Origin of the sequence: Oceanobacillus sp. FSL W7-1293, from assembly GCF_037969815.1 — a bacterium.
In the GTDB taxonomy this organism is placed as follows: Bacteria; Bacillota; Bacilli; order Bacillales; family Amphibacillaceae; genus Oceanobacillus; species Oceanobacillus oncorhynchi.
The window spans coordinates 2,055,210-2,076,031 of record NZ_CP150212.1 but is presented as its reverse complement, the minus strand read 5'-3'; the positions used below and the strand labels follow the sequence as shown (position 1 = coordinate 2,076,031).

Here is a 20,822-nt window from a genome sequence, read left to right as displayed (position 1 = left end):
TACTTAAAGTTTTAATTATTTTTTTAAAATGAGAGGTGTGAAATGAAGAAAAAAATAATCTATGCGATTAGTTACCTGCTTCTGACATCTTGCTTTTTCCTGTTCATCCAAGAGCAGATATATGCGAAAGATAGATTTGATTTTGAGAAAGACGGGGATATTTTCTGGGACGCAAAAACGGAGGAAAAGGTAATTGCTTTAACATTTGATGATGGTCCACACTCAAAATACACACCTGCTATTCTCGATATATTAGCTGAATATGACGCTGCTGCTACCTTCTTTGTGCTCGGAGCTCATGCTGAAAAATTTCCGGATATCATCCATCGGCAAGTAATGGAAGGGCATGAAATCGGCAATCATACCTATGATCACACTACGAAACTCAGCAGACTTAGTCAAGAGATGAAAGAAACCTCTGATATCCTTTACGCCATCACAGGAAATCGTCCAAAGCTTTTCCGGCCGGTCGGCGGCAGTTATAATGACGCGATTGTAAAGAAAGCCGGAGAAAACCAATTACATGTCGTGCTGTGGTCTTGGGATCAGGATACAAAAGACTGGGACGGGGTAGATTATAAAACCATTGCAGCCAATGTCATCAGCAGTATCTCCCCGGGAGATGTCGTACTGTTTCATGATGCAGGAGGAAAAAGAGAGCAAACAGTTAAAGCTCTCCCGCTTATTCTTGATTATTTAGCTGAAAACCAATATAAAACCATTACAGTATCTGAAATGATGGAAAAGGATGAAAAATTAAAAGAAAATTAATGAATTCAAGCTATATTATTGCTGTCCCTTATTCATTTACTTCCCTAAAAATGAGCGGACAGCTGTTTTGTTCTTCGATAATGAATTTTTAAATTACAATTATCATTTTCCAGCCCTCAATTTGATTTATCTATTTAATTCATTATTTTATTTTCCCCAAAAGTTTATAAAACGGATTATTTCTGTTATATTCAAAGCTATTTATAGCCAATGGCAATCATTTTACTCTCACCCCTTCTTATCACGAATAATCACGTTATTCTCCGTTATATGCGTTTTGACGTTATTTTTCCTTATGTTAATCTAATATGGTAAGTAAAAAATCCACTCAGGAGGTGAGAGCATTAATACAAACACAACAAATGACATGACAATGACTATCGAAAAAGAAAACGATTTTTATTTTCGCGAGCCTGCAAAAGATGACGGGGCAGCTGTTTGGGAACTGATTAAAGCTACCAAGGTACTTGATCTCAATTCTTCTTACAGTTACTTAATGTGGTGCGATATCTTTTCAGAGACCTCCATCGTTGCAGAAAAAAACGGGAAAATGCTCGGGTTTATTTCCGGGTATAAAAATCCGAATAATCCGAATAAACTATTTATCTGGCAAGTTGCTGTAGATGCTTCCGCTCGAGGTAACGGATTAGCAACGAAAATGCTGCGCCAATTATTAAAGCGCGAAGCTTGTAAAGAGATTGATTATGTAGAAGCAACCGTTTCTCCATCCAATCAACCTTCTCAGTCTTTATTTAAAGGTCTCGCTAAAAAGCTTGATACGGATTGTCATATCAGTGACTGCTACGTAACAGATGATTTTCCGGATGAAGAGGAAGAACATGAAGATGAGCTACTGTTTACAATTGGACCGATTGCTACAGAAAATAAATAATTAAAGGAATGATTTCATTGACAACAGCAACATGGAATGATGCGAAAATGAAAACGTTTGAAGAATTAGAATCTGAAGTAAGAAGCTACAGCAGAGGATGGCCGACTGTTTTTGAAAAATCTAAAGGCTATAAACTGTGGGATACTGATGGAAAAGAATATATTGATTTCTTTGCAGGCGCAGGTACATTGAATTACGGGCATAATGACGATGCGATGCAGGAGAAATTAATTGAATATATTAAAAATGACGGTGTGATTCATAGCCTGGACATGGCTACCATTCCCAGAAAAGATTTTCTGGAACGCTTTACGGAGGTCATTCTCAAGCCACGGAATCTGGATTATAAAATTATGTTCCCTGGCCCTACCGGTACAAATACTGTAGAAAGCGCACTGAAAATTGCCAGAAAAATAACTGGACGGGAAACGGTTATCAGTTTTACCAATGCGTTTCACGGGATGACAATTGGATCCCTTTCTGTGACAGGAAACTCCTTCAAGCGCCACGGTGCCGGTGTTCCATTGCATCATGCCGTTTCGATGCCATTTGATAATTATGTGGAGGACAATGATTCGATTGCTTATCTGGATCGTTTTTTAGAAGATAGTGGAAGCGGCGTGGCCCTGCCTGCTGCAATCATTCTGGAAACTGTTCAGGGAGAAGGCGGGATTAACGCTGCACGCATAGAATGGCTGAAAAAAGTAGAAGCACTATGCAGACGCTGGGATATTCTCCTGATTGTGGATGATGTCCAGGCAGGAAATGGCCGGACCGGCACCTTCTTCAGCTTTGAGCCGGCGGAAATTAAACCGGATGTAGTTTGCCTGTCTAAATCCATTGGGGGAATTGGTCTGCCGATGGCGATCACGTTAATCAAGTCAGAATATGATCAATGGGGGCCGGGCGAGCATAATGGAACCTTCCGCGGCAATAATATGGCCTTTCTTGCTGCGACCGAAGCACTGAAGAATTGGGAAAATGATGATTTTGCCAATGCGATACAAGAAAAAGGCGCATTTCTAAAAGCAGAAATCAACAGATTGATTGACCAATACCCGGAGTTAAACGGAGAAGCCAGAGGCAGAGGTTTAATGCAGGGCATTGCTGTGGAGAAGGAAGGTTTAGCAGGAGAAATTTGTGCGGAAGCATTTGAACGCGGACTTATTGTAGAAACCTCTGGTCCAGATGATGAAGTGGTCAAATTCCTGCCGCCGCTGATTATTGATCAGGAAGGTCTGGTAAAAGGGTTAGACATCCTGGAAGACAGTATAAAGCATGTTTTAAAAAAATAGAGATATTGTTTACGGAGAGGGGAAATAATAAATGATCGTAAAATCACTGGAAGATTTAATTGGAACAGAAGATGAAACAAAAGCTGAAAACTGGGAAAGCCGCCGCTTTATTTTAAATAAAGATGGTGTCGGCTTCAGCATGAATGATACCATTATCAAAGCAGGAACAGATAATTTCTTCTGGTATAAAAACCATATTGAAGCAGTTTATTGTATTGAAGGCGAAGGAGAAGTCGAAAAGGTCTCTACCGGAGAGGTATACCAGCTTAAGCCTGGTACGATGTATCTGTTAGATGAAAATGATAAGCACCGCCTCCGGGCACGCACCCAAATGCGTATGGTATGTGTCTTCAACCCGCCGTTAGTTGGGACGGAAACGCACAATGAAGAAGGATATTATCCGCTTTTAACAGAATAAATTACTTTCAAAAATCCTCTGATAAGGGTAGCTTCTATCAGAGGATTTTTTTACGTACATTATTTATTACATAAGGCTGCTTCTATCCTCTTTTCTTTTTGATATAGCTTTTCCCTATAGCGAACGATACCTTTTTACAATTACCTTATAACCATCGTTTCATGGTAGTATTTTATTTATCATTACACTTCGATACATTAAAGGAAAGGACGTTTTAAACATGCGGAAGGTTCAGACAACACAGGTTTTAGGTAACAGTAAATTTAATAAATTTCATTTACTGATTTTTCTCTGGTGCTTTTTCGCTATTGCCTTTGACGGCTTTGATGTAGCTATCTATGGGATCGGGCTGCCATTAATGATGGAGGATTTTAATATCAGCAGAATCGAGGCTGGCGCAATCAGCAGCTATACGCTGATCAGTACGATGGTTGGCACCTTTCTGCTGGGCTCTATTTCAGACCTTATCGGGCGTAAAAAAGCGATTGCGATTTGCTTAATCTTATTCAGCCTCTTCACCTTTTTAGCCGGATTTGCGCAGAACCCCACCCTTTTTATGATAATGAGAGTAATTGCAGCGCTGGGCTTAGGAGGAATCATGCCAATCCTCGTAGCTATTATGGGTGAATATTCTCCGGTGAAGAAGCGGCCGTTAACCATTGCTACGATGTATTGCGGTTATTCCATCGGCGCGATTATTGCTTCCTTGATTGGTATGTACTTGATGGAATGGATGGGCTGGAGACTATTATATTGGATTAGTATTATTCCGCTTCTTGCTCTGCCATGGTTTTTAAAGCAATTTCCGGAATCTGTTTCTTATTATCTGACCAAGAAAAAAGGCGATAAAATTGCAGAGATTTTAAATAAAATTGATCCCGGCGGTAACTACCAAGCGTCTGATAACTATGAATATGAAGCATTTAAAGAAAGCACGAAGGAAATTCCGATTAAAAAGGTTTTCTCTAATAAGCGGACCAGCAGTACCATCGCATTTTGGATTGCGGTTACCTGCTCCATGCTCGTTATTTCCGGACTGACAACCTGGCTGCCGCAAATTATGGTAGACGCCGGTCATGGGTTGACATCCAGCTTATCCTTTAATCTGATGCTTGCAGTCGGACAAATTTCCGGTTCTATATTCGGCGGGATGTTAGTGAATCGTCTCGGCCATCGTTCTGTCTTAATCCTGATGTTTTTTATCGGTTCACTCTGCTTTGTTTTATTAAGCATCACCACAAGCTCGCTCTTACTGTATTTAATCATTACCTTAACAGGGGCTTGTACAGTAGGTACTCAAAATTTAGTGAACCCGTATATTTCGGAATTTTACCCTCGGGAGATTCGTACCACAGGGTTAAGTATCGCTGTCGGCGTTGGACGGATTGGCGGTATCATGGCACCGGTCGCCATCGCCCTTCTGTTATCGACCAATTTAGACCCGCAGCATGCATTTATGGCATTTGCCGTACCAAGCTTGATTGGGGCTGTTTGCTTTATTACCGTCAGAGAAAAACATGCAAGCTTTGATCGGGCAGTACCAGTGAAAAAGCATCAAATTGCCTAACGAAAATAATTTACTATAAAATAAAGCCGCTGCTTCACGAAGAAGCAAGCGGCTTTATTTAATGGTCCGTTTTCCTATGCTATCGTTAAAAAGAACGCTCGTCCCCCCCACCTTGCAATTTCACTTCCATATATTATTTCGCATTCCAACGCAAATGCAGTATCGGATAATCCCTCCCCTGGTCATCCTGTTCTGACTCTCCAGTAACTTGGAAGTTGTTTTTCAGATAAAAAGCAAGAGCCGATGTATTATCTTTATTGACATCTGCTGCCTTAATACCGTCCGTTTCAATTAAATCATTTAAAATCCTGCTGCCAAGCCCCTTCCCTATTTGCTCCGGGTCTAAGAACAGCATTTCTAGCTGAGACGCATTCACACCGGAAAACCCAACGAGTGTAGTATCTTCAAACCACATTTTCATATCTAATTGCGGAAAATAAGCAGGAATTTCCTTCTTGAGTGCTTCTCTATCCTCTGCTGTTAAAAAATCATGTGTTGCCAAAACAGATTTCTCCCATAATTCGATTAAAACAGCATAACCCTCGCTTCCAGGCTTTTTCCATTGCATTATTTCTTCCTCCAGTAAAAAATTGAAATAAAACAGCCTTACTTCACCAGCAAGGCATGTTTCAATTATATATTCATTTTCGTTTCATATTTATTTTTTGTCAATTTTGATAACGCAAATGCTGCTAAAACAAGCAACACTACTGTCAGTACTACTGTCCACGGGCTGCCGGTCACCCCTGCAATAACAAAACCGATTACCGCAATGATTGCATTGGTCAATGCATAAGGGAACTGTGTTTTCACATGGTCAATATGGTCTGCGCCAGCTCCTGTCGATGACAAAATACTTGTATCAGATATCGGCGAACTGTGATCCCCAAAAATACCGCCGGATAATACAGCACCAATGCAGACAAGCAAATGTGCATCCAGTGCTACTGCCATTGGAATAGCAATCGGAAGCATGATTGCAAATGTTCCCCAGGAAGAGCCGGAAGCAAGTGAAACAATCGCTCCGATAACAAAGACCAAAGCTGGTATAATAAATGCCGGTACTCTCCCCTGCATCAATTCTACAATATAATTAGCGGTTCCCATCTCGCCAATGACCGTTCCGAGCGACCATGCGAGCACCAGTGTCACTGCAACATAAACCATCTTTTGCATCCCTGAAGTATATATATCAAAAATATCTCCAAACTTTTTCAGACGGAAAACAATTAATAAAATAAAAATAGTAATTGCTGCAAACAAGTAAGCAGTAATTAACGAGATCCGGAAATCATTTCCGTCGACAGGCTCAAATGGAAAACCCTTTGTTGAAAGCAGACCAAACAAAGTAATGAACAATACCAACAATGGCAGCCAAATTAAAATAGCTTTACTTTCTTGATTATTATCAGCATCGTTATCTGAACGACGCAACGGTTTGGAATTCTTCCAATACAATTCACCTGTCTCTCTAACTCTTCGTTCCGCTTTAGCCATAGGCCCAAAATCTAATTTTAACAGTGCCATCAATGGTACCATCAAAACTGCTGAAATAGCATAGAACTGAAAAGGAATAACTTGAACAAATGTATCGAATTCGGATGCAGTGATTCCTAAGCCGTCAAACTCACTCTTTATCAATCCCATGATGTATACGCCCCAGCCAATAAAAGGAATCAATACAGCAACTGGAGAAGACGTTGAATCAATGATATACGCCAGCTTCTCCCTGGATATTCTTGCTTTATCAAAGATTTTTTCAAAAATAGGTCCGACGATTAATGGTGTTCCCAAATCGGAGAAGAAAATAATCAAACCGCCGCACCATGCGGATAGCTGTGCTTTCACCTTGGAATTAATTGATTTAACTGTCTTTGCAGCAAGTGCAGCTCCCCCGCCTGACTTTTCCACCAAGGCCACAAATCCCCCAATAAAAAATAATAATACCAATACAGCAGCGTTATAACTATCCGCCACCTGTGGAAATAGGAAATTACCTATTGTTTCTGTTGTCGCTGTTAATGGATTTCCTCCTACCATAATAAGAACGCCAGTAAAAGTGCCTAAAAATAATGAAATAATTACGTTTTTTGTAATAATCGCTAAAATAACTGCCAAAATTGGCGGAATAAGCGATAACCATCCCATATGTTCCATCTTATCTTCCTTTCTTTCCTGATTCATCGACAATATGCTAAAAATGTTATGCAATGAATATTCATCAGCTATTTTATACCAAAAATCAAATAAATAATGATTGCTAACCAGCATGTTCTCCTTATTGTACCATGGATAAGAGAAAAATAAATGAAACAAATTTACTAATAATTATACATTTTATCGAATAATTATACTATATTTTCAACCACTCGAAATCAGTCTGTTTATTTACAAAGTAATTACTCCATTGTTATGGCACCTTCATATTTACCGCAAAAAGAAAGATGATTCCCCTATTCTAATCAACCTTTATTAAATAACCCTTCTCTATATTACAATGAAGACCCTCAGCAATGATGCTCAGGGTCTTTCGCTGTCTTTGTCTTTATTTTGTTTCTCCTTATGCTTCTTTTCACTTTGCGAATCATCCTTCGATTTTGTCTTTCGTTTCTCATCCTTAGCTTCTATTTTCAAATCCTCCATAGGGACGTCATCGACAAACATCTGCTCCTCATGTTCATCCAGCATCGTTCTTCGCTCTTCATTCCGGTTCGGTTTTCCGCTTTTTGAAGAACGCTTTTCATTGTTGGACATTTTTATCCACCTCTCTGTGTCTTTTTAATACTTTTCCTTTCTAAGCAGATTACTAAACATCATTATGCGAAAATTTCTTCTTGAACAAATTTTATTAATCGTCACGCTTCACAACCACAAATTTAAGCGACATAGTTTATTTCAATTTTACCAGTGAAAAAAATGAATAAGTATCGTAAACCTGTTAAAAATACAGATATGTCAGTACAGTTTTTCCTTATGTTATCTAGGGATAAGGCGGTGCAACGGCTGCCGCCACAGAGCGGCTCGATGTATTGCAATTTTCAATCTGACTGGCCGAATGTTTGACTAACCAATTATATACAACCTAAAAGGAGTGTTCCCAATGGGCAGAGATGAGCATAAGAAAAGAAAAAATAACTTTTTATCACAAACTCCAAAAAATCAAATATCTGACGGCATAGATGTTGAATTTTCAGATGAGTTTGCTGATGCAGAAGATAGAAAAGCTCAAGCAAGAAGCTGCGCTGCTGATAAACGGGCACATGAAAAATAATTGGTACAACGGAGCGATTCGGTTTAATAACCGAATCGCTTCATTGCGTTATCCTTCAGATTATCTATCTCTTTCCCCTTAGAATCCGCCTGCAGCTTTCCCTCTTTTTATTTCCTTTCTTCCTGTATATTTTCGTTGCATGAAGGAAAAATTATACACAGGAGGGGTTGTTCTATGGAGCACGGTTTTTTATCCATTGAGGAGTTTAATACATTGATTCAACAGTGGAACGGAAGAACGATTAAAATTACAAAGCATGAAATAAACGATATCGATCAAACAGTAATCCATTTGCAAAGCATATCCTATGACCAGAATACGCGCAGAATTGATGACTATGTACCAAAACATAGCTTACTTTTACATGGAGACGGACAAATCGAAGCGCTGCCAACGATGAGTGATGAACCGCTTCCGTCATCCAATTATGAAATTCCGTTGGAGGATAGCTCTTTATTTGAATTTAATGGACAGAAGTTTTTTATTACTACGGATCGCGGTGTTTATAAAATTGAATTGGTTTAAATGACGGTAAAAAGGCTGCAATAGCCTTTTTATTGGCAGTTAAGAAAGTTTACACTTTCTTACTGCATAAGTGTAACTAAGGTTGTCACTTAAAGGATTGGTGACAACCAAGTTTTCTAATTATTGCAGGCAGTTATAACCTGCTTAAAATGGAAGCGAAAAATATAGGAGCTATTCATTTTAACTGATAGTTCCTCGCCCTCTATGAAAATATCATAACAAAGAATATATTCTCCTGTTTCCAACAAAGGAATATAAAATCTGTTCAACGGTCCTCTCCTACTGACGCATTTCGGACGATTAACTATGAAACTGGTATTCCATTTCTTACAAAATAAGAATGCATCTGCTACAATAAAGCTAATTAGATTACAGATTAGTACTGCCGTTTGAAAAGCCTTTTGATAGATTGCAAAAATCACCTGTGGTCAGAGAGTCTTGCACAGTGGGTAGAAACAAATGGCTAGAGTAAAGGAAGGAATTATAGATGGTACATAAACAAACAAAACGGCCTATCGTGCTTATTGCCCTCGTATTATCTATGTTTATGGCGGCAATTGAAGGAACCATTATTGCCACGGCGATGCCTAACATTGTATCCGATTTAGGCGGATTCACGCTGTATAGCTGGGTCTTTTCCAGTTTCCTATTAATGCAGGCAGTCACCACGATGTTATATGGCAAATTAGCTGATTTATTTGGCCGCAAACCAATCTTTGTCATTGGTGTGGTTATCTTTCTGATTGGTTCTTTATTATGTGGATTAGCAGAAACGATGGCCGCCCTTATTATCTTCCGGCTTATCCAGGGGCTGGGCGCCGGGGCCATTCATCCGATAGTAACAACCATGGTCGGAGACATGTACAATTTGGAAGAACGTGCCAAAGTACAGGGTTATTTAGCAAGTGTCTGGGGCATATCCTCCGTGGCCGGCCCGCTTTTGGGAGGAGTCATTGTACAATACATTGATTGGGCCTGGATATTCTGGATGAATATTCCGATTGGCCTTATCGGCTTGGTCGGAGTTGTCCTGTTCTTCCATGAAAAAGTGGATAAAGAACAGAAAACCATCGATTATCTTGGGACAAGCTTCTTTTTTATAGCCATATCATCGCTGATTATCGTGTTTGTACAGGCAGGTACAAATTGGGCTTGGCTCTCACCGGAGACTCTCGGTCTCCTTGGACTCTTTGTCATTTGTATTTCCTTATTTATTTGGCAGGAGAAGAGATGCAGTGCACCGATGATGCCTTTATCTTTATGGAAGAACAAATTAATGATTGTTGCTAATATCGCTACCTTACTTTCCGGTATGATTATTTTAGGTTTAAGCAGCTCCCTTCCTACGTATGTACAGGGAGTTATGGAAGAATCAGCGATTGTGGCCGGTTTTACCCTGAGCACCTTATCTATCGGCTGGCCAATTGCAGCCACTGCTGCCGGACATATGGTATTACGAATCGGCTTTAGAAAAACAGCATTTCTTGGCGGTATCGCATTATTTGCGGGTACGTTACTCTTTTTCCTGCTTGATGCAGAAAAAGGACCCATTTATGCCGGTTTCAGCTCTTTTATTGTTGGAATAGGGATGGGATTGACTTCGACAACATTTATCGTAGCCATTCAAAATAGTGTGTCCTGGCAGGCAAGAGGATCGGCTACCTCTTTAAATATGTTTATGCGTATCATTGGCAGTGCAATCGGTACTGCTCTGTTAGGCGGGATTTTGAATCTGCGCCTGCAGCAATATTATCAGCAGCAAGCAATCGATGAAGATATGCCAAATACAGATGCTATTTTAAATGAAGGATTACGAGAATCTATCCCGCCAGATACACTAGCTTTAATGCAGGATGGGTTGACCCAGGCATTTCACACGGTGTTCTTTGGTCTATTCGTAATTGGTACACTGACCTTCATCATTCTATGGTTCTTCCCGAAAGATACACCTAAGGATACATAAGAAAACCGGGCAAGACTGTCCAGTTTTCTTATCTTAATCAACAATTATGGAAGACCCTTCATTTGAGGGCTGTTCATTTATTATGTTATTTGTTTTAACACCGATACTGGATAGGATGACCACTGCAAATACAACTGTGAATCCTATAATGACATACCCCAGTATCTTATACCCTCTGGTTGGACCTTTGATAATCAAATAGCCCCCTAAAATCAGGACAGCCAGTAAAATCAACCATAGCATTGTATCACAACCCCTGTATTCGATTTCAATTCCCTTCCATGCTAACATATCGAATCATATTTTAAATTATTTTGATTATTATCCTTTCTAGTAAGAGAAATTTGAGCCCTGTCCGTCTCCAACATTTTATTATTTTTATATGGCAGATATATCATGTACAATTCTAAATGAGGTGATTTTGTTGAAGAAAAAAACGAACAATTATCTTTTCTCTTATGCTGCATTAGGTTCTTTCATTGGAGTAACGCCTTTTTTATTCTGGGCAATAAAAATTTAATGGGATATGCAGGTTCCGCCCTTGCTGTTATCACAGTGTTTTTAATAAACATACTAGTAGTACGCATCAAAAAAAGAAATCTAAAGATTAATGATTATCATTTTGTAGATGCACGCTGAAAATAACATTCCTTATATATTTTATGTGCTTCCTTTTTTTGGTATGGTGTATAGCACCATGCCTGTTAAGCTCTTTATAAATAATAAATCCTTCTTTTGTTCTAACCACGCTAACGAACATACGTGCATGCAGATTAATATTTACTGACGATTCTAGTGTACTTCATTCCACATTGCTCTTTAAGACTATCTTCTTTTAAATAAAAGCCTCTATGTTCTCCAGTTTAAAAGCATTCATGCTTACCGTATTAACAAAAAGACCATCACTAAATTGTCGAAAATTTTCAACCAAGACTCCTTGAACTGTCCCTACATATCCTTCATCATTATAAGTGAGGATACATTTACTTCAAGACAGAAAGAGGTGATGAATGATGGTTACAGCTACAAAAAATCAGGCGTGATTTTCTGCTGGATACTTTTCATTACCTCTGTATCAATGATTCATAAGCAGCAGAAAAACACCCCTTATACGTTCATTTCTAGTTTAAATCTCCTTAAAACGTTTTACTCCTATTTATTCGTAAAAGATAAAACGGGTTCAGGAAGAAAGGGGCACGTGCTTATGGCACAGAAAAAATGGTTTAACATGCAGACAGAGCAAGTGGAATCGGAGCTTGGAACGGATATAAAGCATGGTTTAAGCAAAGAGCAAGTTGAGCAAGGCCGACAAAAATGGGGAAAAAATGAATTGCCGGAGCCGGAGAAGGATCCAAAATGGCTAAAATTTTTACGCCAATTTAATGACACGTTAATTTATGTTTTATTAGCTGCCGCTGTTCTTACTATTGTTTTAGAACATTATGCAGACACTGTCGTTATATTAATGGTGGTTCTGATTAATGCGGTCATTGGCTATTTCCAAGAAAACAAAGCCGAGAAAGCATTGGAAGGCATTAAAAAGATGCTCTCTTTGGAGTCAACAGTTATTCGTGACGGGGAGCGTATAGAGATTGCTTCCAGCGATCTGGTGCCGGGCGATATCGTATTATTGTCTCCAGGAGATAAAATTCCCGCAGATTTACGGTTGACTGCCGCCAGCCGGCTGACAATAGAAGAATCCCCTCTCACTGGTGAATCAACATCCGTCGAAAAAAATACAGACATCCTGCCGGAGGATACCGTCCTTGGCGATCGGTTAAATATGGCTTTTTCCGGTACAGCGGTTGTATCTGGATCGGCACAAGGGATTGTCGCAGCTACTGGAGAAAATACAGAAATCGGTAAAATCAACCAGTCCATTGCAGAGGTAGAAGAATTAAAAACACCTTTATTAAAACAAACAGCGCATTTTGGAAAAATGATTTCTATCGCTATCGTCAGCGTTGCAGCTTTATTATTTGTTTTTGCAGCAGTTTTCTATGACTATCCGATCGGAGAGCTGTTACTCTACGTTATCAGTTTAATTGTTGCTGCTATTCCCGAAGGTTTGCCTGCTATTCTTTCTATCATTCTTTCCTTAGGTATGCAGGTAATGGCTGGAAACAATGCCATTATGCGTAATTTGCCTTCTGTAGAGACACTCGGAGCAGTAACCGTGATTTGTTCGGACAAAACAGGGACGCTGACCAAAAATGAAATGACCGTCCAATCCATTGAACTTTCCGACAGGCACTTGGATGTTACAGGTACAGGATACGCACCAGAAGGAAAAATTCTTGAAAATAATCAAGAGATAGATATTGCAGAGGATGAAGAACTGCAACTGTTTTTAAGTAACGTATTAACGGTGAATGATACCTATTTACGAAAAGATGACGATGAAGAATGGACAATCAGCGGCGAACCGACAGAAGGCTGTCTGGTCACGCTGGCCGAAAAAGCAAATCAGGAAATAGACCGGCTTCCCCTCCTCTCTAAAATTCCTTTCGATTCCAGCTATAAATACATGGCAGGACTCGTTGAAAAAGACGGAGAAAAAATCATTTATGTCAAAGGAGCCCCCGACCGGCTGTTTGATATGGCAGGTTTGGCAGAAGGTTCTGAACCACGCAAACTTTGGGAGGATAAAATGCTTGCACGATCCAGTAAAGGAGAAAGAGTTATCGGCGCAGCATATAAATACGTTGATAATGATAAAACGCAAATTAATCATGCAGATATTTGTGAAGGATTGAACATAATTGGTTTAGCTGGCATTCTGGATCCTCCAAGAGAAGAAGCGATGGAAGCAGTGAAAGTTTGTAAAAAAGCCGGTATCCAGGTGAAAATGATTACAGGCGATCATAAAGCTACAGCGCTGGCTATTGCTAAACAAATGGGCATTACCGAACAAGACAATGTTCTCGAAGGTCGCGATTTGGATCAAATGTCTGAAGAGGAGATCCAGACTGCAGTCCAAAAGGTAGATGTTTTCGCCCGCACCAGTCCAGAGAACAAACTGCAGCTGGTAACCGCCATGCAGGAAAACGGAGAAATCACAGCCATGACAGGTGATGGTGTCAATGACGCTCCAGCCTTAAAACGGGCAGATATCGGTGTTTCCATGGGCATCAAAGGAACCGAAGTCTCCAAAGAAGCTTCCGAAATGGTGCTGGTCGATGATAATTTTAATACGATTGTTAATGCGGTGAAGGAAGGACGGCGCGTCTACGATAATTTGAAGAAAACCATTCTGTTTATCCTGCCGACAAATGGCGCCGAAGCATTTTTGATTGTTTCTGCTTTAATCGTAGGAATGAATATGCCGCTGTCCCCGATTCAAGTCCTTTATGTAAATATGGTGACAGCAGTAACTGTTTCATTCGCATTGGCATTTGAGAAATTGGAGCCGGGAGCAATGGAACGGCCCCCGCGCCCAGCTAACGCAAAACTGCTCAGTCCCTACTATATTTTCCGGATTATTCTCGTATCATTGCTTGTCGGTGGAGCCATTATGACCATGAATGTAACCCTGCTTGGTGATCCGGAACACTATACACCGGAACAGGTAACAACGATTACGCTGCATTCCATTGTAATCGCACAGGTTTTCCATGTATTTAATGTCCGAAATGAACGGCATTTTGCATTCAATAAGGATTTCTTCTCAAACAAGATCGCTTTTATGCTTGCAGGCATTCTGATCCTTCTTCAATTAATGGTGACGTATATTCCATTCTTAAGGAATGTATTTGATTTATATCCAATCGAGGCGCAATACTGGGTCTATCCTTTTGCGATTGGATTGATGACCTTTATCATTATTGAAATCGAGAAATATATTACCCGGAAGATCTCTGCTGCAAAAGCATTAAAAAAAGAAAATGGAAAAGCATAACGACAAAAAGGCAGGGATAATCCTTGTCTTTTTACCGTTATTAGCTGTTTTTCATCATGGAAGCTGTAAGAAATCAAATGCCGCAAACATGCAAAAGAAGCAGAGAACCCCTTCCCCGCCTCACTCCGATAGTTCTTTTTTGCTTGTTATTTCCATCCCCTTCAATGCCTGACCAGCTAACCGATCTGCTTCCCGATTCTTCTTACGTGAAATGTGCTTGTACTCCGGGGTAATTCCCAATTGAATCATTTTATTTTCAATTCGATCTGCCCATTTTGTTAATTCTTCCTCATAACAAGGCCATTCTCCCATTAATTGATTCACGACAACCTGGGAATCACCATAGAAAGAAACAGGCAGATGATGGACACCCATTCTCTCCAATTCCACCAGTGCCAAGTGCAATGCAGCGTATTCCGCTTCATTATTCGAACAAAGCTCTTCCACCAGTGCATTTTTTCGTAAACGGTAAAAAGTATCATTCTGCTGATAATAAATGGCACAACCCAAACCGGAATGGCTTGTTTCGAGGTCAAATCCTCCATCAAAATAAACAGTTATATCATGCGGTTCGGTTTGAATTTCTTCCATCTGCTTACGTAATTCTTTTAAACTCCACGTATGCTCATGAGAATCGACGAATACGATATTTTTCATACGTCCCATTTTCCTTAAATCTTCAACAATTACTAACGCGTTTGATGCATCCATCTCTTCAGAAGTAAAAGCTGCAGTAACCCCTTTGGGTGTCTGATAGGTGCATTCGATTCGTACTTTCATCATTTTGCCTCCGGTCTATATATCGGGAAACGAAAAACTGCTCCCTTTCTCCGATAGTATTTCCATAACCCTCTATTTATACAGCTGTCAGAAAAGCGATAAGGAATGAAACACCAACAGTAGCTTATGTTTATCCTATCAACCCTTTCAATAAAAAAGATACACAAAAAATGGATTATAAGCAAACCAGCCATTGCCACTTTCAGAGAAGCGACAGAATAGCGATCCGATAAACTTTGTATTTGTTGCAACCATTTTTTATCGCAAACCCAAGCAGTTTCTTCCAAAAAGATTCTTGTCATCCTAGCCTTACTCTGATATCATAATGAGTGAGTACTCACTTTTATACGAAAGGTGTTGTGTTTTATGATGCAATTATCCAATATGTCCAAGAGCTTTGGAAAACAAACGATTCTGCAAGATGTCTCCATAGATATTAGCACCAATCAAATCACCGGATTGATTGGTCCTTCAGGTACAGGGAAAACGACATTAATTAAATGCTTGATGGGAATGGAAAAATACGATACTGGTTCTATCCAAATCGATGATACAATGGTTCCCAACCGTAAACTTTTAAACAAAATTAGCTATATGGCGCAAAGCGATTCGCTATACCATGATTTAACCGGTTTGGAAAACATTCAATTTTTTGCCCATATGTACGGAAAGAAAATATCCAATAAGGCAGTTCAGTCCACGCTGAGTCTCGTCCAGCTTGAACAGGATAAAAAGAAATTGGTAGCGCACTACTCTGGCGGGATGAAGCGCCGCTTATCCCTTGCAATTGCGTTGATTAATCAGCCTGAGTATTTGATTTTAGATGAGCCGACGGTCGGGATTGATCCCGTGCTTAAATTAAATATCTGGAATCAGCTGCATGATTTGAAAAAAGACAGTACGCTGTTAATTACGACCCACATTATGGATGAAGCCATGAAATGTGACCAGCTGTTATTAATGAAAAATAAAGGAATTGCAGCAAGCGGTACGCCGCAGGAAATATTAGAGAACTTCGGCGTCAGCGATATTGATCAAGTCTTTTTAAAATTGGAGGAAATCGAAAATGCGAATGCTTCAGCTGATTAAACGGATTTGCAAACAGGTTCTCCGTGATAAACGTACGCTTGCATTATTATTTCTGGCTCCTATTTTTGTCATTACGCTATTGAATTATATTTTTCCAGATCCGGATAACGAGGTAACCATCGCTGCAGTTAATGTCAACGATGAGGTAATCGATATTTTAGAAGATAATGATATCATCGTAAAACAGGAAAACGAGATGGATATACAGTCTTATCTGGAAGAAGGAAATGCCAGTGCTGTTCTAGAGGAAAAGGATGGGAATTGGACATTGACCATTCTGAATGATAACCCGATGGATGAGGGTCCTGCTATTCAGGGAAGCTCACAGGCTGTAATGGAAACAAATTTAAATGATCTTTCGGATAATATCGATAACATGATAAGTAATATGGAAGATATGTCAGCAGGCGTAGAAGAAATGATGGAGCAGCTACCTCCTGAGGTCGCAGAGAACATGGATATAAATATGGACACGAATATCAATACAGACATCGATTCTGAAATCGATATGGATAATGATCCGATTTCTGTAGAATATATCTATGGCGATGAAAGCAATACCTTTTTTGAAATTTTAAATCCCATTTTAGTCAGCTTCTTTGTATTCTTTTTTGTTTTTTTAATCGCCGGCATGTCAATGTTAAAAGAAAGAAGCAGCGGTACATTGGAGAAACTATTATCCACGCCAATCAGAAAATCTGAGATTGTATTTGGTTATTTATTCGGCTATGGGATTTTTGCTATTCTGCAGACAGCGATTATCATCCTATATTCTGTATATATATTAGATATGGAAATCGCCGGTTCCATCAGCAATATGTTTATTATTAATATTTTCTTAAGCTTCGTTGCCCTTGGACTTGGCCTTTTATTATCTACCTTTGTCAGCAGTGAATTCCAGATGATTCAATTCATCCCGCTCGTTATTATTCCGCAGATATTCTTCTCTGGAATGCTGAATGTAGATACTATGGAAACATGGCTGCAATGGATTGCGCCGATGATGCCATTGTACTATGCAGGAAATGCGATGATTGATGTTGTTTTAAAAGGATTTACATTTGGAGAGATTCTGGCTCCTCTGTCTATTTTGTTTTTATTTATTGTTGTTTTTGTGACGTTGAATATTTTGGGTATGCGGCGGTATCGGAAGGTGTAAGAACTTAGTGTGATTGCTGCAGGATAAAAAGAATACGGATTTGTTATAACTATTATCAACCGAAAACTCTTTCTCCGCTTTCATGGGAAAGAGTTTTCTTTATTCATTTAGCCTTAAAGAACCCACTCATTATCCCTGTTACAAAAAACGTTTTACATTTTTTATTTTAATAATTGATGCGTGGTTATCCTTTTAATATAAAATTTATCCAGGCCTGAATCACTTCCAGACTATCTTTATTAAACAGATAAAAATTACGTTTCCCCTCCTTGACTAAGTAAATAACATGAGTATTTTTCATTTCCTTGAGATGGTAAGACAATTTGGTATTAGAAATATGGACCCCTTCTTCCTGCAAAATCGTCAGGATATCCATTGGACAAAAGCCACCTTCTGCTTCAGATGAATCCGGAAAAAACTCCCTCCTTTCTTGATCAAATCGCAACATCTCAATAATTCGAATTCGAATTGGATCCTGAAGTACCTTAAAAATATCTGTAACATGATTATTTTTCATAATTTTATTATAACATTTCCCTCTTGACATTTCAATTTTTTTTGAAATAATAGTTACAGTTCAAAAAAAATTGAAATAAGGTGGTTTTTATGAAATACACACGTCGAGAAACAATAAGCTTAATCAGTATTTGCATCGGATCTTTCTTAATTATTCTAGATACAAATATCGTAAATATAATTATTCCACCCTTGAGAGAACAATTATATTTAAGCAATTTACAAACCTCTTGGGTCGTAAATAGCTATGTATTGGTATTTGCTTCGTTCATCCTATTTTTTGCCAGATTCAGTAAACGAATAGGTGCAAGAAATGCATTTATCACGGGGATTTCAATCTTTATGGTTGGTTCGCTATTCTGTGGTTTCTCTAACACTTATGAACAATTGGTAATCTCTAGGATTATTCAAGGAGTTGGTGCAGCTATGTTTGCACCTATTGCAACAAAGCTCTTATCATCGACAGTAACAGAGCCCCAAAAAAGAGCAACTGCCTTTGGTATATGGTCCGGAACATCAGGTATCGCATTTGCCTTTTCGCCGATGGTTGGTGGTTTTTTAAATGAACTGTGGGGGTGGCAAAGCATCTTTCTTATCAATATTCCTTTTTCTTTGATTGTCATTTGGACTGGACTTGCTGCAATCAAGGATACAGAAAAAGAAAAAATTCCGATGTTTTTCAAGGAACAGGTGCTGGTTGCATTGTTTATCTTAATTTTCGTATTTATGATACAGGAATATAAAATAATCTATCAGTTACCGCTGTTATTTACTTTAGGAGGAATTGTTTTACTAATTTTTGGATATGCATATAGTATCAAGTTTAGAAATAATCAGACACAAGTAATTGAGCGGCAACTATTCACAAAACAGAATGTTGCCAGCTTAATAAATGGATTTACTTATAATTTTTCAATCTATGGAGTGATGTATTTCCTTTCTATTCATTTTCAGGAACATTTATTTTTGTCTTCGCTTGAGACGGGTGTGAAATTTTTGCCCTTAACGGTTTCCGGTATGCTAATATCCTCATTTTTGTCACCTATTCTGGTCAATAAATTAGGACAAAAATGGACTCAGCAGCTATGCTTATTGGCTATTATTGCAGGCAGTATATTTTTGTTTACCTACTTCACAATAGCAGCATACTCTGTTTTTATTTTAATTAGTTTTATTCTTTTCGGTTTTTCTGGAGCTATAGCTCCCGTATTAATGAATGCAGCTTTTTTATCAACGGGGGAAAAATATCATAATGAAATTTCTTCATTAGTAAACCTTGCACGTCAAATTGGCAGTATTTTTGGTGTAGTAAGTGTTTCAATTATATTGGATATACTGGCAAATATAACGACCATTCTTTACTTTCTAGTAGTGATTATATTTATCTCATTCTTTGCTTTTCTATACTTAGCATTTGCATACAAACTGAACAACCAAAAATCCGGAATGTATGAATAAAGCCATTGCATGGAAATATAAGCTTTTCAATATACGCAGTTTTTTTCAAATAGATGCCTTTTTATTTTGATAAAAGAAGGGCTGTTACATAATCAGGTAATTGATTATGTAACAGCCCTCAACTCAAGCCAAATTGTACGAATACGATTCTATTCTCACTCAAAATATAGCCCATTAATTACTTTAGTGAGTAGAATATTTTCTTAAAACTTGATTACAACCACTATGCCAATTACGTTTGCCCCGCAGTATTAAACGGGAATCTGTAAGGCCTTTCATAGTCCGAAATATTTTTATTCTATAATTCGATTATCATCCAAAATTTCCGGCTTATGTTTCATGCTGTCCAGTTCCGTAATTTCTCTAATCACTCTGCATGGGTTGCCAGCCGCAAAGCTATTGCTTGGAATGTCCTTCACAACAACACTTCCTGCCCCAATTACGCAATTATCCCCGATTGTTACTCCCGGACAAACAACCACATTTGCTCCAAGCCAGCAAGCATTACCTATTTTAACCGGTTTCGCATAACACATATGCTTAGGCACACCGTCTTTATCCATAATGGCGCGGCGTTCATCTGGAAGCATTGGATGTACAGGTGTAACAATCGTCACATTTGGACCAAAATCACAATGATTGCCAATAACCACCTCTGCATCATCTTGAATGGTTAAATTAAAATTTGCAAAAAAATGATTACCAATCTTTGTATGTTTTCCGTAGTGAATATAAATAGGACCTTGCAGACGGCTACTCTCTCCAATTTTATGGAAAATATTTGAAATGAGTGCTTGTCTCTTTTCCGTTTCATCTTCGAACGTGCGGTTATATTCGGAACATAGGTTATGAGTTCTGAGCTTTATTTTTTTTAAATCTGGTTCTCCAGGTGAAAAAAGGGTACCTTTAAAGATTTTTTCTTCTTCTCTCATTTTTATTCTCCTAAGTGGAATCTAGCGCAGGATCAACAAGATTGTTCCATTCGCTATTTCCTGTAGTTTTGTTTCAAAAGTTCATTCTATAAACAGACAAGCCAAACATAACAAGTGCTATTTATACTAAAAGCTACGATTGTTTACCCATTGGTACTACCAAGGTATTGTAAATGACCAGAATTCGAGCACTTTTCCCACATTTCAGAGGAAACAGTTTTAAAAAGGATCGAAGCCTACTTCAATGATTTTCCTAAATTTGACAGGGCGGCATTTCATTTTGTCACC

At 38.8% G+C, this 20,822-nt stretch carries 19 protein-coding genes; 12 read left to right on the top strand and 7 right to left on the bottom strand.

From position 1 onward, the window contains the following. Nucleotides 1-42 precede the first annotated feature (42 nt). The 5 genes from MKY65_RS10245 to MKY65_RS10225 all read left to right on the top strand — a co-directional run bounded on the left by MKY65_RS10245 (nt 43) and on the right by MKY65_RS10225 (nt 4,943). Nucleotides 43-771, top strand: a complete 729-nt coding sequence (locus MKY65_RS10245; protein WP_339184511.1) for a polysaccharide deacetylase family protein — start codon at nt 43-45, stop codon at nt 769-771. 373 nt (nt 772-1,144) lie between these two features. Continuing rightward, entirely contained in the window at nt 1,145-1,663 is a 519-nt protein-coding gene (gene ectA / locus MKY65_RS10240; RefSeq protein ID WP_339184509.1) for a diaminobutyrate acetyltransferase, read from the top strand. A 47-nt stretch (nt 1,664-1,710) separates the two neighbouring features. Beyond that, the gene (gene ectB / locus MKY65_RS10235; protein ID WP_339185198.1) at nt 1,711-2,958 is read left to right on the top strand and encodes a diaminobutyrate--2-oxoglutarate transaminase; all 1,248 of its coding nucleotides are present in this window, start codon (nt 1,711-1,713) and stop codon (nt 2,956-2,958) included. A 31-nt stretch (nt 2,959-2,989) separates the two neighbouring features. Continuing rightward, entirely contained in the window at nt 2,990-3,376 is a 387-nt protein-coding gene (locus MKY65_RS10230; protein WP_339184508.1) for an ectoine synthase, read from the top strand. A gap of 220 nt (nt 3,377-3,596) precedes the next feature. Then, nucleotides 3,597-4,943 (top strand): MFS transporter, encoded by a 1,347-nt coding sequence (locus MKY65_RS10225; protein WP_339184507.1) that lies wholly within the window; start codon nt 3,597-3,599, stop codon nt 4,941-4,943. A 133-nt stretch (nt 4,944-5,076) separates the two neighbouring features. On the opposite strand, the gene MKY65_RS10220 is transcribed toward MKY65_RS10225, so the two are convergent. From MKY65_RS10220 to MKY65_RS10210, 3 genes are all read right to left on the bottom strand, one after another. Beyond that, nucleotides 5,077-5,511, bottom strand: a complete 435-nt coding sequence (locus tag MKY65_RS10220; RefSeq protein ID WP_339184505.1) for a GNAT family N-acetyltransferase — start codon at nt 5,509-5,511, stop codon at nt 5,077-5,079. A 65-nt stretch (nt 5,512-5,576) separates the two neighbouring features. Further along, on the bottom strand, nt 5,577-7,214 hold the full coding sequence (locus MKY65_RS10215) for a Na+/H+ antiporter NhaC family protein (protein ID WP_339184504.1): 1,638 nt from the start codon (nt 7,212-7,214) through the stop codon (nt 5,577-5,579). 249 nt (nt 7,215-7,463) lie between these two features. Beyond that, nucleotides 7,464-7,697, bottom strand: coding sequence for a hypothetical protein (locus MKY65_RS10210; protein ID WP_339184502.1), 234 nt, complete (start codon nt 7,695-7,697; stop codon nt 7,464-7,466). A gap of 346 nt (nt 7,698-8,043) precedes the next feature. Here MKY65_RS10210 and MKY65_RS10205 point away from each other — a divergent pair, with 346 nt between their 5' ends. The 3 genes from MKY65_RS10205 (at nt 8,044) to MKY65_RS10195 (ending at nt 10,702) form a co-directional block, all read left to right on the top strand. Next, complete coding sequence (locus MKY65_RS10205; protein ID WP_339184500.1) at nt 8,044-8,214, top strand: YfhD family protein; 171 nt, start codon at nt 8,044-8,046, stop codon at nt 8,212-8,214. Nucleotides 8,215-8,388: 174 nt separating this feature from the next. Beyond that, complete coding sequence (locus MKY65_RS10200) at nt 8,389-8,739, top strand: hypothetical protein (RefSeq protein WP_339184498.1); 351 nt, start codon at nt 8,389-8,391, stop codon at nt 8,737-8,739. Between the two features lie 487 nt (nt 8,740-9,226). After that, the gene (locus tag MKY65_RS10195) at nt 9,227-10,702 is read left to right on the top strand and encodes an MDR family MFS transporter (protein WP_339184495.1); all 1,476 of its coding nucleotides are present in this window, start codon (nt 9,227-9,229) and stop codon (nt 10,700-10,702) included. 33 nt (nt 10,703-10,735) lie between these two features. Here MKY65_RS10195 and MKY65_RS10190 read toward each other — a convergent pair whose 3' ends face one another. After that, on the bottom strand, nt 10,736-10,945 hold the full coding sequence (locus MKY65_RS10190) for a hypothetical protein (RefSeq protein WP_339184493.1): 210 nt from the start codon (nt 10,943-10,945) through the stop codon (nt 10,736-10,738). Nucleotides 10,946-11,906: 961 nt separating this feature from the next. On the opposite strand from MKY65_RS10190, the gene MKY65_RS10185 reads away from it, so the two are divergent. Then, a complete protein-coding gene (locus tag MKY65_RS10185; RefSeq protein ID WP_339184490.1) occupies nt 11,907-14,600 on the top strand; it encodes a cation-transporting P-type ATPase in 2,694 nt (897 codons plus the stop codon). A 120-nt stretch (nt 14,601-14,720) separates the two neighbouring features. Here MKY65_RS10185 and MKY65_RS10180 read toward each other — a convergent pair whose 3' ends face one another. Then, nucleotides 14,721-15,380, bottom strand: coding sequence for a ribonuclease H family protein (locus tag MKY65_RS10180; protein ID WP_339185196.1), 660 nt, complete (start codon nt 15,378-15,380; stop codon nt 14,721-14,723). 366 nt (nt 15,381-15,746) lie between these two features. On the opposite strand from MKY65_RS10180, the gene MKY65_RS10175 reads away from it, so the two are divergent. Both MKY65_RS10175 and MKY65_RS10170 read left to right on the top strand, forming a co-directional pair. Beyond that, nucleotides 15,747-16,469, top strand: a complete 723-nt coding sequence (locus MKY65_RS10175; RefSeq protein ID WP_339184488.1) for an ABC transporter ATP-binding protein — start codon at nt 15,747-15,749, stop codon at nt 16,467-16,469. Next, nucleotides 16,447-17,628 carry an ABC transporter permease gene (locus MKY65_RS10170; protein ID WP_339184487.1) on the top strand — a complete coding sequence of 394 codons (1,182 nt, stop codon included), beginning with the start codon at nt 16,447-16,449 and terminating at the stop codon, nt 17,626-17,628. Before MKY65_RS10175 ends, MKY65_RS10170 begins: the two co-directional genes overlap by 23 nt. 184 nt (nt 17,629-17,812) lie before the next feature. Here MKY65_RS10170 and MKY65_RS10165 read toward each other — a convergent pair whose 3' ends face one another. Then, nucleotides 17,813-18,145, bottom strand: coding sequence for a hypothetical protein (locus MKY65_RS10165; protein WP_339184485.1), 333 nt, complete (start codon nt 18,143-18,145; stop codon nt 17,813-17,815). Nucleotides 18,146-18,234: 89 nt separating this feature from the next. On the opposite strand from MKY65_RS10165, the gene MKY65_RS10160 reads away from it, so the two are divergent. Continuing rightward, the gene (locus MKY65_RS10160; RefSeq protein WP_339184484.1) at nt 18,235-19,602 is read left to right on the top strand and encodes an MFS transporter; all 1,368 of its coding nucleotides are present in this window, start codon (nt 18,235-18,237) and stop codon (nt 19,600-19,602) included. Between the two features lie 293 nt (nt 19,603-19,895). On the opposite strand, the gene MKY65_RS10155 is transcribed toward MKY65_RS10160, so the two are convergent. Further along, the gene (locus MKY65_RS10155) at nt 19,896-20,534 is read right to left on the bottom strand and encodes a sugar O-acetyltransferase (protein ID WP_339184482.1); all 639 of its coding nucleotides are present in this window, start codon (nt 20,532-20,534) and stop codon (nt 19,896-19,898) included. Nucleotides 20,535-20,822: the final 288 nt, after the last annotated feature.